Genomic DNA, 12,285 nt, shown 5'->3' with positions numbered 1-12,285 from the left:
CCTGATGCGCATCCTTCTTTTGTTGATCGTTACTCTGCTGCCGGGTCTGACACTGGCCCAGCCCGTCACGCTCTCCGGCAATCTCAGCAGCGTCGGTTCCGATACGCTGGGCTATCTGATGACGCTGTGGGGCGAAGATTTCAGTCGCCAGGCACCGGGCGTTAATGTGCAGGTTCAGGCCTCCGGCTCTTCTACCGCACCGACCGCGCTGGCGGCGGGTGCAGCACAACTCGGTCCGATGAGCCGCCCGATGCAGGCAGATGAACGCCAGGCCTTTGAGGCGCGCTACGGCTATCCGCCGCTGGCGGTTCCGGTGGCTATGGATGCGCTGGTGGTGGTGGTGAATCAGCGTAATCCGCTGCAGCAGATTGAACCGCGTCAGCTCGACGCCATTTTCTCCGTTACCCGTCTGTGTGGCGCACATACCGTGCCGCTGCGCTGGGGCGATCTCGGCTTAACCGGCGCGCAGTGGAGCAAACGGCCAATTCAGCGCTATGGACGTAACTCTGCCTCCGGTACCTGGGGTTTCTTCAGGCAGCAGGCGCTGTGCAAAGGTGATTTTCGCAGCGACGTGGCAGAATTTCCCGGATCGGCCGCCGTGGTGCAGGCGGTGGCCGGTAATTCACGCAGCATCGGCTACGCCAGTTTTGGTTTTCATCTCAGCGGCGTGAAAATGCTGGCGGTGATGAATGATCAGGGTCAGGCGATTGCCCCAAATGCCGATGCCATCCGCAGTGGCCGTTATCCCTGGGCGCGCCCGCTCTATCTCTATGTGAATAAAGCGCCCGGCAAACCTTTGCCGCCGCTGGTGGCCGCGTTTCTGCAGCAGGTACTTTCGGCACAGGGACAGCGGCGGGTCAGTGAAGCGGGCTATCTGCCGCTCTCTGACAGTCAGATGACTCAGGCGCGCGCCGCGCTGCGTTAATCCCCCGAAGTTGAATTTTTTTCAACATCACTGAATTTTCTTCAGTTGCAGAAGAAAGCCGCCCATGCCACTCTGTATTCAGACATGTAGCCATCCAGATGGCTATTTATATCAGGATGCAACTATTTCCTGCCGTCATTACCGGCAGGAGAGACAGGAGTGATCATGCAAAGAGAAACCGCCCCGTTCCGTGCCGATACCGTTGGCAGCTTTCTGCGTCCCGCCGCCATTAAGCAGGCACGCGAAGAGTTTGCAGCCGGAGAGATTGATGCGGCTGCCCTGCGTCAGGTTGAAGATGAGGCGATTCGCGATGTGGTGGCGAAACAGCGGGAAAATGGCCTGAAAGTGGTCACTGATGGCGAGTTTCGTCGCGGCTGGTGGCACTTCGACTTTTTCTATGGCCTGAATGGCGTAGAGCGCTATGAAGCGGAGCAGGGCATTCAGTTTAATGGCGTGCAGACCAAAGCGCATGGTGTGAAAGTGGTGAGCAAACTCGGTTTTCCGGCGGATCATCCGATGCTGGCGCATTTCCGCTTCCTGCAGAGTATTGCCGGTAATGCGGTGCCGAAGATGACCATTCCCAGCCCCAGCGTGCTGCACTTCCGTGGTGGCCGTAAGGTGATCGACGCGGAGGTCTATCCCGATCTGGCGGACTACTTCGACGATCTGGCGCAGACTTATAAAGCGGCTATCCAGGCGTTTTATGACGCGGGCTGCCGTTATCTGCAACTGGATGATACCGTCTGGGCTTACCTCTGCTCTGAAGATCAGAAGCGCGATATCCGTGCGCGTGGCGACGATCCGGACCAGCTCGCACAGACTTACGCTCGCGTACTGAATAAAGCGCTGGAAGGTAAACCTGCCGATCTGACCGTGGGCCTGCATGTCTGTCGCGGCAACTTCCGTTCAACCTGGATCTCTGAAGGCGGTTATGGGCCGGTGGCAGAAATCCTGTTCGGCAGCGTCAATGTGGATGCCTTCTTCCTGGAGTATGACAACGCCCGTTCCGGTGGCTTTGAGCCACTGCGTTATATCAGGCCGGGCCATCAGCAGGTAGTGCTGGGTCTGATTACAACCAAAGTGGGAGAACTGGAGGATCCGGCGCAGGTGAAAACCCGGCTGGAAGAGGCGGCGCAGTATGTCAGTCTGGATCAGATCTGCCTCAGTCCGCAGTGTGGTTTTGCCTCAACCGAAGAGGGCAACAGCCTGACCGAAGCGCAGCAGTGGCAGAAGATTCGCTTAGTGGTCGATATCGCGAATCAGGTCTGGTAGTGCTGTAACGTTGTGCAGACAGGCGCGTAAAACGCGCCTTTTGTGTATCTGCAGACCCGTTTATGCGGGGACTTCTCACGCTCTGACTATTATTTAGGCACATCATCTTGTGCGCCTGCTGCAAAAATTAACGCTATCCACTGCCTTTTGAAAAAATGGCGGCATAACCTTCTGGTTTTCCGATCCCGTATTGCCTTTCACCGCTATAAACGTTTTACTTAGCGCCGTTGTCGATCCATCCCTCTGTGAACAGAATAAAAGCAGCTTAAATCACCTGCGCTTTACCCTGCGACGAGCATAATGCGCTGACATTGTCAGCCTGGTCGCGGTTTACACGCAGCGAGGGGACAACACTAACCCAACTTCCACCGCAACATCAGTGACAGGCCGTATGACACATCGTTTAACTTCGAAGGACATTCTCGCGCTGGGCTTTATGACATTCGCCCTGTTTGTTGGCGCGGGCAACATCATTTTTCCGCCCATGGTCGGTATTCAGTCTGGCGAACACGTCTGGACTGCCGCGATTGGTTTTCTGATTACCGCAGTTGGTCTGCCCGTGATGACCGTGATCGCGCTGGCCCGGGTCGGCGGCGGCGTCGATGCACTCAGCACCCCGATTGGCAAGGTTGCTGGCATCGTGCTGGCCACCGTTTGCTATCTGGCTGTCGGGCCGCTGTTTGCCACACCGCGTACGGCAACGGTCTCGTTTGAGATGGGCATTGCCCCGCTGACTGGTGATGGCGCGCTGCCGCTGTTCATCTATAGCCTGATTTACTTCGCGCTGGTGATTGGCGTATCGCTCTATCCCGGCAAGCTACTCGACACGGTAGGGCACTTCCTTGCGCCATTAAAAATTATTGCGCTGACCGTGCTGGGCGTTGCTGCCCTGGTGTGGCCCGCCGGCGGCACCATTCCGGCCACCGCTGATTATCAGCGTGCGGCCTTCTCCAGCGGTTTCGTCAATGGCTATCTGACCATGGATACGCTGGGCGCGCTGGTATTTGGCATCGTGATTGTCAACGCCGCCCGTTCGCGTGGCGTCGATAATGCCGCGCTGCTGACCCGTTATACCGTGCTGGCAGGGTTAATCGCCGGTCTGGGCCTGACGCTGGTCTACCTCTGCCTGTTTAAGCTGGGCGCGGGCAGCGGTGCGCTGGTGGATCAAAACGCTAACGGCGCAGCGATTCTGCATGCCTATGTTCAGCATACCTTTGGCAACATGGGCAGCTTCTTCCTTGCCGCGCTGATCTTCGTCGCCTGTATGGTGACCGCCGTAGGCCTGACCTGTGCCTGTGCGGAATTTTTTGCGCAATACCTGCCGTTATCGTATAAAACGCTGGTGTTTATTCTGGGTCTGTTCTCCATGGTGGTGTCGAATCTCGGCCTGAGCCACCTGATTCAGATCTCCATCCCGGTACTGACGGCGATTTATCCGCCTTGTATCGTGCTGGTGGTGCTGAGTTTCACCCTCAACTGGTGGAATAAGAGCAGCCGGATTATCGCGCCTGCCATGCTAATCAGCCTGCTGTTTGGTATTGTTGATGCGATTAAAACCACCGGGTTTAAAGATTTGCTGCCTGCTTTCAGTCAGCATCTGCCGCTGGCCGATCAGGGTCTCGCCTGGTTGCCGCCGTCGCTGGTGATGCTGCTGATTGCCGCTGTTGTTGATCGGGTGAAAGGGCCGGAACAGGTGACCGTTCACTCGTAGCAGAGAGCACTGATTTTTCTTTAACCACGGGCCTGCCCGTGGTTTTTTCATTTCACAGGTACAGGTTGTTATGCAAGAAACCAACAAGCTCAAACGCGGACTGAGCACGCGCCACATCCGCTTTATGGCGCTGGGATCGGCGATTGGCACCGGGCTGTTTTACGGTTCCGCTGACGCGATAAAAATGGCCGGACCGAGCGTGCTGCTCGCCTATATCATCGGCGGGGCAGTGGCTTACATCATCATGCGTGCGCTGGGTGAGATGTCCGTTAACAATCCTCAGGCCAGCTCCTTCTCACGCTATGCGCAGGACTATCTTGGGCCGATGGCAGGCTACATCACCGGCTGGACGTACTGTTTTGAAATCCTGATCGTGGCGATTGCGGATGTCACCGCGTTCGGCATTTATATGGGCGTCTGGTTCCCTGAGGTGCCGCACTGGATTTGGGTGCTGAGCGTGGTGCTGATCATCGGTGCCGTCAATCTGATGAGCGTGAAGGTGTTCGGCGAAGTGGAGTTCTGGTTCTCCTTCTTCAAAGTCGCCACGATTATCGTGATGATTCTGGCCGGTTTCGGCATGATCATCTGGGGTCTCGGCAACGGCGGCCAGCCGACCGGCATCCACAATCTCTGGACTAACGGCGGCTTCTTTGCGCACGGCGTGGTCGGTATGCTGCTGTCGCTGCAGATGGTGATGTTTGCCTATGGCGGTATCGAAATCATCGGTATCACCGCCGGTGAAGCGAAAGATCCGGAGAAGTCGATTCCGCGCGCCATCAACTCGGTGCCGTGGCGCATTCTGGTGTTCTACGTCGGCACGCTGTTTGTGATTATGTCGATCTACCCGTGGAATCAGGTAGGCACCTCGGGCAGCCCGTTTGTGCTGACCTTCCAGCATCTGGGCATTGCGGCGGCCGCCTCTATCCTCAATTTTGTGGTGCTGACCGCGTCACTCTCGGCGATTAACAGCGATGTGTTTGGCGTAGGCCGCATGCTGCACGGGATGGCGCAGCAGGGACATGCGCCGAAGGTCTTTATGAAGGTCTCTTCGCGCGGGATCCCGTGGGTGACGGTAGTCGTGATGATGTTCGCCATGCTGATTGCGGTTTATCTCAACTACCTGATGCCGGAAAAAGTCTTCCTGGTCATCGCCTCGCTGGCGACCTTTGCGACGGTGTGGGTCTGGATTATGATTCTGCTGTCGCAGATCGCGTTCCGTCGCAAAATTGGCAAAGAGGCTGCCAGTAAGCTGCAGTTTGCGCTGCCAGGCGGCAGTCTGACTGCCGGTGTCGGCGTTGCCTTCCTCTGCTTTATTATCGGGCTGATTGGTTATTTCCCCGATACCCGCATTTCACTCTATGTGGGTATGGTGTGGATAGTGGTGCTGCTGCTGGGCTATAAGCTGGTTCGTAAACCCCGCTAATCTCCTGTTCTGCTCTCTCATTCGTGGGGGAGCAGAACACGCTATTTTCCGCTTTTTTATATTCCTGCTCATCTGATTATTTATGTGACCTAATCCACAATATGAAATCCTGTTATCAGGAGCAAAACGCCTGTCTGCGAAATAAGATCATGCCCAGGTTTATTTTCATGAATGCGTATTTTAATTGGCGTTGAACGTGGCTGATAGTGATAACCGGGCACGGGACGATAAGGGAGCTTCAGAGGAGTGAGTGAGCAGTCACACAGGCGCTGGAGGTCAGCAGTAGCGGGGCGTGTAAGAAATAAAAAACGGCGAAACCAGTCGCCGAAATACTCAAGGATTACAGGAAAATAGTTAATAAAGGGATGATTGACGGGTCTATCGTAAAACAAAACGGGTGGCGCTGATAGTCAGACGATTTAAATAAGAAAAAGTCGGAATGGCGTTAATTAACAGCAGTTAACATTATTCAGGCCGCACTGATGCTACGGCCTGAATTTGATTAGCCACAGACTCAGGGTAATATAACCGAAACTGGCAGCACAGCGCTGTTATCCAGGTGTTTCCGCAGCTGAGTCAGTGTGGATTGATAAGGGCAGAGCACGCCGACATCGGTGACTCTGCAGTCAGACTGATGCCACTCCTGACGTAATAATGAATGTTTATCATCAATCGGTTGTAACTGACGAATCCCCTCCAGACTCTGCGCCTGGAAATAGAGCCGCAAAAAACGTTCGCCGCTGCGAGTGTCGCGCCAGCGCTCCAGCACCAGACTACTGCCCGGTGGAATGTTGCCGCGTGAATAGCCTGGCAACTGCCAGCTAAAGCCCATCAGGGTGCGCACCATCGCAATATTGGTGTCATGTGCCACCAGAATCAGCCAGCGGCCCGGCGCGCTATCGGAAGCGATCGCCTCCAGCAGGGCGTTGAGCAATATCGAGCCACGGCGCTGTGCCTGATAGAGCACGTCGTTGCTGAGATCGTAGTTTGCGGTCAGCAGCGGCAGCAGTGTGGTGATCTGCGCGGCCGACGTGATGTGTCCCCAGGCGAGCTGATCCCACGGCAGATTCTCGCTGTAGCCCAGTCGCAGCGTCTCCACCATGCTCGCCATCACACTCAGCCCGTAAACGTATGTGTTGCCGTTACGGGTTTGCCGGAACGACCAGGGCGCATCAAAGAGGGGGCAGTCAGTAGTGGGCGGGCAGACGGCGGCTTTTAACTGCTGAATGGCGGGCTGCAACTGCTGTTGCAGCCGCGCCAGGTCACCCGCTTTCTGCTGTTTAGCCGCCAGCTCCTGAGCGGGATCGGTGTGGGTGACCACCAGCTTTTCACTCTGGAACAGCGGATCGACATCGCCCGCGACGTGATGCACTGGCACGCCGCAGCCGGGAAAGGCCCCGTCAGTCAGCGCCGATGCCGTCGCGCGGGTGCGCTGCAGCGGACTGGCGCGCACGTAGACCTGTGCCGCATCAGGACAGCCGGCGCCCAGCAGGCCGAGCTGGCGATAGTGCTCGCCTTCCCAGCGTCCTTTATTGACCACCGCGCTGTAGCCATGACCGGTCAGCTCACCATCGGCGGTGCTCCACTGCGTCCAGGGTTGCTGGCTGGCGGCTTCAATCTCTTTACGATTGCCGGGGGTGGGCGGACGGACACCGTGACGGCTCAGTTCGACCACCTTCTCCAGCTGGTAATCCGCCGCCTGTGACGCCGGACTTAACAGCCAGAGAAAACTAAGGATCAGCGCGCAGCGGTACAGGCCTGGCAGCGTCATTTACTCCTCCAGTGCGCGATTACCGGTCAGCGCTTTAATTTTTGGATAAAGGGTCGCATTGGCCAGCAACACCGGGTTGCCGTTTTTGAGTCCTTCGTTGCGCAGATAATCATTAGTGACGCCGCCCGCTTCGCGCATCAGGACGATGCCCGGCAGACTATCCCAGGGATGCATATGCGCTTCATAGTAGCCAATCAGTCGCCCGGCGGCCGCCCAGGCGCTGGTCAGCGCGCCAGAACCGATGCGAATAAACATGCCGCCCTGTTCAGTTAAGCCGCTAATCAGGCGCGAGACGCTTTCGGCAGGGGTGCGACTGGAGTTGCTGATGCCGAGCAAACCTTCGTTGAGATGCGTCGCGCCATGAACCTGCAGACGGCTCTCATTAACCCACGCACCCTGACCTGCTCGTGCGTGAAACAGCTCCTGATGATTGGGATCGCAGACCACGCCGATCACCGGTTCGCCGTCACAGACCACCGCCAGCGAGACGCACCAGTTAGGCAGGCCGTTGACGAAGCAGGCGGTGCCATCAATGGGATCGACCACCCAGATAAAGGGCGCGCCCTGAACCTCACCGCCGCTCTCTTCGCCATAGACAGCATCGTCAGGAAAGCGCTCAGCGATTAATGTCTTAATCAATGCCTCAACGTTACGATCAGCCTCGCTGACCACGTCCTGCAAATCCCTTTTGTGTTCCACCACCAGTGTCTGACGCTGCTGATACCACGAATAAGCCCGGCTGGCCGCCGCACGGGCGATGTCGCAGGCGTAACGGTAACGCGCGTCAATTTCAGAATGCGAAGCGGATGACATCTTTTCCTCTTATGTCTTTTGGTCAAAACAAACGGAAGGCACGCCTGAACAGGCGGTCTGGCTGTGATATTTACTTAACTATTGTTAAGAAAGGCTTCATTAAGCCGCAGATAGAAAGTAATGGCAAGATGGTGCGGGGCAGGGTGAGGCGCTTTCCCTGCGGGCGAAAGCTGGCGTCCGCCAGCCCGGCAGCAGAGGATCGGGTTTTACAGGGTTCTGCTGGTCGCCAGCGCCATTAAACGCGGATAAAAAACAAAAAACAGCGCTTCCAGCTGATCATAGTGTTGCGTGAAATCGTGGTAAGAGTCGCGCAGGGCCGCCAGGCGTGGACGGCGGCTGGCCATGCCGTGCAGTACCCGCTCCAGCCGCGCGGGCTGGGCATAATGCTCAAACCAGCGCTCGCGCCACATCACCGCGTTGAGTTCCTGAAACTCAATGGGGGTGTCTGCCAGTTGCGTCATGATTTCGCGCTCGGCGGCGGCAGAAAACGCCACCAGCGTCTGATCGGGCGTGAAGCGCTGCCAGTGCCGGGCCAGAAAATGGTCCCAGATGACGTCCAGCGTAATGGGTGCCACGCGATAGGTTTCAGCACGGAACAACTGACGGGCACTGCGCACTTCCGGCAGCGCATCGGTCATCACATCCAGACGGCGATGCATCAGAATGCCATCCGCGACGGGCGCAGACCAGTGCTGGCGCGGGTTGCCACGCACAAAATCGGCCATTAAATTGCCGAGTAAGGAGCTGTCGGCCAGCTTAGCCAGATGGAGATGAGCAAGAAAGTTCATGCCGCATTATAGGCTGAACTGCCTTTGCGCAGCCAGTTGTTCAGAATTGGTCGATTTTCCGCTAAACTGTGCCGCCTGTTTTTGCCTGAGAAAGAACTCTTTCATGCGTGTCGCCGATTTTGCTTTTGAACTGCCCGAATCCCTGATTGCTCACTATCCCCAGGCGCAGCGCAGCGGCTGTCGTCTGCTGTCGCTCGAGGGTCCCAGCGGGACGCTGTCGCACGGTGTGTTCACCGACGTGCTGGATAAGCTGAATCCGGGCGATCTGCTGGTGTTCAACAACACCCGTGTGATTCCGGCGCGCGTCTTTGGCCGTAAAGCCAGCGGCGGCAAAATCGAGATGCTGGTAGAGCGGATGCTCGACGACAAGCGTGTGCTGGCCCATGTGCGTGCCTCGAAAGCGCCGAAGCCGGGTGCAGAACTGCTGCTGGGCGAAGACGAGAGCGTGAAAGCGACGATGGTGGCGCGTCACGATGCGCTGTTTGAGATTGTGTTTGATGATGAACGCGCCGTGCTCGACATCCTCAACAGCGTCGGCCATATGCCCCTGCCGCCGTATATCGACCGTCCGGATGAAGAGGCGGATCGCGAGCTGTATCAGACGGTTTACAGCGCCCGTCCGGGTGCCGTTGCGGCACCGACCGCCGGTCTGCATTTTGATGAGCCGCTGTTGCAGGCGCTGAAAGAGAAGGGCATTGAGATGGCGTTTGTGACGCTGCATGTCGGTGCGGGAACCTTCCAGCCGGTGCGCGTCGAGACCATCGAAGAGCATCACATGCACGCGGAATATGCCGAAGTGCCGCAGGAGGTTGTTGATGCGGTGCTGGCCTGTAAAGCACGCGGCAATAAAGTGGTCGCTGTTGGCACCACCTCTGTCCGTTCGCTGGAGAGCGCCGCCAAAGCGAGTCAGGATGCCCTGATTGCTCCGTTCTTCGACGATACCCAGATTTTTATCTATCCGGGCTATGAGTATCAGGTGATCGATGCGCTGATCACCAACTTCCATCTGCCCGAATCGACTCTGATTATGCTGGTCTCGGCGTTTGCCGGTTATCAGCACACCATGGCCGCGTACCGCGCAGCCGTGGCTGAGCAATATCGTTTCTTCAGTTATGGTGACGCGATGTTTATCAGCAAAAATCCGCAGGCGCCGCTGGAAAAAGTGGGCGACTGATTTATTAACCGATAGCCGGAATCGACTGAGAGCGACTGAAGGTTATCTGCATCGGACTGTTTCTCCGATGCATCGGTTTCCAGCGGCTGCGGAACCTAATTTAATTTCATTCTAATACATCAACTTACGAGAGTTATCCGGCCAGACTCACTCTCGTAACTTCCTTCCTGTGCCAGAAATGTGACAACGCCGCTGAATTTGCTCAAATGTTCACCACTCAGATGCGCGTACTTGTTCACCATCTCCAGCTTCTCCCATCCCCCCAATTCCTTCAGAACCATCAACGGAGTTCCGTCCTGAACATGCCAACTCGCCCAGGTGTGTCTCAGGTCGTGAAACCGGAAATCCTTTATCCCTGACAGCTTCAGTGCCCTGTTGAAATCACTGCGGACGAAGTAGTCCTGCATGGTTCCATCGGAAGAAAAAACATATTCACGCTCGACCGGTATTTTCCGCAGGATTGAAACAGCCTCATCACTCAGAGGCAGTTGCCTCGCCCGCCCTGACTTTGCATTCTCAGCCTTCACTACCGCCCGCCGACGGCCCAAGTCAATATCCTGCCAGGTCAGCGAAAGAATCTCCCGTAACCTGGCCCCCGTCAGCAGCGCGAATGAGCACAGGTTTCTCATCCATTCGTTCTGAAGGTTGCTGATTAGCGATCGGGCTTCATTCTTATCAATCCACCGGATGCGAACCTTTGGCTCACGCAGTGTCTGCGAGTAAGGTATCTGGTCAATCCAGCCACTTTTATAGGCCAGAGAGAATCCACGCATGATGAATGCCCGGTAGCGGTTCTTCGTCGCATTAGACAGGCGCTTATGCGTGATGCGGCTGTGAGTCGGGAGATTGTCCGTAATCTCCTCGCCGCTTACTGACGATACCAGTCGGCCTTCGAAAAGGCTGTGCCAGTATCGGGCATAGATTTTGATGTTCTCGATATTGGAGTTGTGCTCAGCATCCCGGAGAGCCAGCATGATTAGGTCTTCAAACAGGCGCTCCGGTCGCTTATCCAGATTCTTAACGGCCCATGCCTCATGCTTCAGCTTGTCGTGCAGTTGCTGTGCCTTCTCTTTTTCTTTGGTGCCAGCAGAGCGTCTAATTCGCGAGCCGTCTGGCTTCGATATATCAATCCAGTACGTGTTTCCTCGTTTGTAGATCGGCATTTCCTCTTCTCCTTACCGCCTACAACAGCCAGCCGGAAAACATTGTTGTCGTTTGCTGCCTGCTGTTCAAACTTTTTCATGCTTTCGGAATTGGCGCGCCAGCAGCCGCCCACTTTGAACATGTGAAATTTCGCCGGGTCGCGATAGATGGTTGACGCTGACACTCTGATAAGCGCAGCGTACTCTCTGACTTTCATGAATGCCTCTGCGTCGGGCATATCTACTCCTTATACGGCCAGTTCCAGACCAGCACGATGCCAATAAAAAAGGCGAGCCACAGAGTGAACTCGCCAGGGGTGATGTCGCAGATGGTGTTCACTGGTCAATCCCAGCACAACACTGAAGCGAAGTAAGCGCCGCGGCATGGTGTGTCGCGCGGGTGATTCCAGCGGGAGTATCCGTCCTGACCACCAAGGGGTGACGTTTTGTACCAAGACTGGTAATAGCGAGCGTGTGACCATGCAACCGTGTCTTCTGGTTCGATTTCTCCCTTCTCGACTGCGGCTGCCAAAATTTGCTCGGCAGTGTAATCGCCACGCATAACGATGAAGCGAGAGTCATCGGAGTTCATGGTATCGACTGAACCATCGTGCTTTTGTTTTTGCTCAGGCTTAACTAAAGACATAACAACTCCTCACGCAGAGCGCGATAGTGAATAGGGTGGGTGGGGGTTACTTCAGGGTGATGTGGGGCTGGCTAAATCGTTATTTCAGTCTATCTAACACCGTTATCCATTCATAAATAGCCTCACCAAGATGCGAATGATCGCCATCCGTAGATTTCATAAACCCACTGATAAAGTTATCGAGGCATGCAATTCTTTTATCACGCTCGCGCTCTTCTTCGGTTCGGATGGGGCGGAATTTTATTTTATCCAGCGGTTGAATAAATTCATTATTTGACGCCCAGTGCTGCATAAATACATTCGACTCACCATATGCAATCACCATTCCACGAGAAAAACTTTCCCTGTATTTGCCGATAAATGCATACTCACACTCAAATCCAGCCGGCGGCAAACCTTCGCCATTCCACTCAATACTCATGCCACTCTCCTATGCTGCTTAGCGCGCTCAATGCGCTCATAGTCTTCCCTGCATTCGCTACAACAGAAGAAGCCTTTATCTACTGACTCCTCGCAGTTATAGCAGGCACCGGTAAACTGCATTTCCGGGCGTTTACGGTTAGCCAGGGCTATGGTTCTTTCCAGTTCTTCAAGCGCTGCGGCCTGGTCTAATTCGTCAG

At 55.8% G+C, this 12,285-nt stretch carries 12 protein-coding genes; 5 read left to right on the top strand and 7 right to left on the bottom strand.

The genetic code is table 11. The features are described 5' to 3' along the window. The first annotated feature begins 4 nt into the window (after positions 1-4). The 4 genes from AC0T7J_RS19825 to proY all read left to right on the top strand — a co-directional run bounded on the left by AC0T7J_RS19825 (position 5) and on the right by proY (position 5,331). The gene (locus tag AC0T7J_RS19825) at positions 5-925 is read left to right on the top strand and encodes a PstS family phosphate ABC transporter substrate-binding protein (RefSeq protein ID WP_473796240.1); all 921 of its coding nucleotides are present in this window, start codon (positions 5-7) and stop codon (positions 923-925) included. Positions 926-1,090: 165 nt separating this feature from the next. After that, positions 1,091-2,197 carry a cobalamin-independent methionine synthase II family protein gene (locus AC0T7J_RS19820; RefSeq protein WP_473796237.1) on the top strand — a complete coding sequence of 369 codons (1,107 nt, stop codon included), beginning with the start codon at positions 1,091-1,093 and terminating at the stop codon, positions 2,195-2,197. 391 nt (positions 2,198-2,588) lie between these two features. After that, entirely contained in the window at positions 2,589-3,908 is a 1,320-nt protein-coding gene (gene brnQ, locus AC0T7J_RS19815) for a branched-chain amino acid transporter carrier protein BrnQ (RefSeq protein ID WP_473796234.1), read from the top strand. A gap of 70 nt (positions 3,909-3,978) precedes the next feature. Further along, positions 3,979-5,331 (top strand): proline-specific permease ProY, encoded by a 1,353-nt coding sequence (gene proY / locus AC0T7J_RS19810; RefSeq protein ID WP_473796231.1) that lies wholly within the window; start codon positions 3,979-3,981, stop codon positions 5,329-5,331. 514 nt (positions 5,332-5,845) lie between these two features. On the opposite strand, the gene AC0T7J_RS19805 is transcribed toward proY, so the two are convergent. The 3 genes from AC0T7J_RS19805 to AC0T7J_RS19795 form a co-directional block, all read right to left on the bottom strand. Further along, positions 5,846-7,102, bottom strand: a complete 1,257-nt coding sequence (locus AC0T7J_RS19805; protein ID WP_473796229.1) for a histidine-type phosphatase — start codon at positions 7,100-7,102, stop codon at positions 5,846-5,848. Next, on the bottom strand, positions 7,103-7,915 hold the full coding sequence (locus AC0T7J_RS19800; RefSeq protein WP_022626128.1) for an inositol monophosphatase family protein: 813 nt from the start codon (positions 7,913-7,915) through the stop codon (positions 7,103-7,105). A gap of 206 nt (positions 7,916-8,121) precedes the next feature. Beyond that, entirely contained in the window at positions 8,122-8,703 is a 582-nt protein-coding gene (locus AC0T7J_RS19795) for an ACP phosphodiesterase (protein ID WP_473796225.1), read from the bottom strand. A 103-nt stretch (positions 8,704-8,806) separates the two neighbouring features. On the opposite strand from AC0T7J_RS19795, the gene queA reads away from it, so the two are divergent. Then, positions 8,807-9,877, top strand: a complete 1,071-nt coding sequence (gene queA / locus AC0T7J_RS19790; protein WP_473796223.1) for a tRNA preQ1(34) S-adenosylmethionine ribosyltransferase-isomerase QueA — start codon at positions 8,807-8,809, stop codon at positions 9,875-9,877. Between the two features lie 119 nt (positions 9,878-9,996). Here queA and AC0T7J_RS19785 read toward each other — a convergent pair whose 3' ends face one another. The 4 genes from AC0T7J_RS19785 to AC0T7J_RS19770 all read right to left on the bottom strand — a co-directional run. After that, positions 9,997-11,040, bottom strand: coding sequence for a site-specific integrase (locus tag AC0T7J_RS19785; RefSeq protein ID WP_473796219.1), 1,044 nt, complete (start codon positions 11,038-11,040; stop codon positions 9,997-9,999). A 322-nt stretch (positions 11,041-11,362) separates the two neighbouring features. Further along, positions 11,363-11,665, bottom strand: a complete 303-nt coding sequence (locus tag AC0T7J_RS19780) for a hypothetical protein (protein ID WP_473796217.1) — start codon at positions 11,663-11,665, stop codon at positions 11,363-11,365. Positions 11,666-11,744: 79 nt separating this feature from the next. Next, positions 11,745-12,086, bottom strand: a complete 342-nt coding sequence (locus AC0T7J_RS19775) for a hypothetical protein (protein WP_473796215.1) — start codon at positions 12,084-12,086, stop codon at positions 11,745-11,747. Next, the coding region (locus AC0T7J_RS19770) for a hypothetical protein (protein ID WP_473796212.1) at positions 12,083-12,285 on the bottom strand (203 nt) is incomplete at its 5' end. The genes AC0T7J_RS19770 and AC0T7J_RS19775, both read right to left, overlap by 4 nt.

The sequence above is a fragment of the Pantoea sp. E956-1 genome (assembly GCF_982223955.1).
The sequence above is the reverse complement of the archived record's forward strand: the minus strand, read 5'-3'. Positions and strand labels throughout refer to the sequence as shown.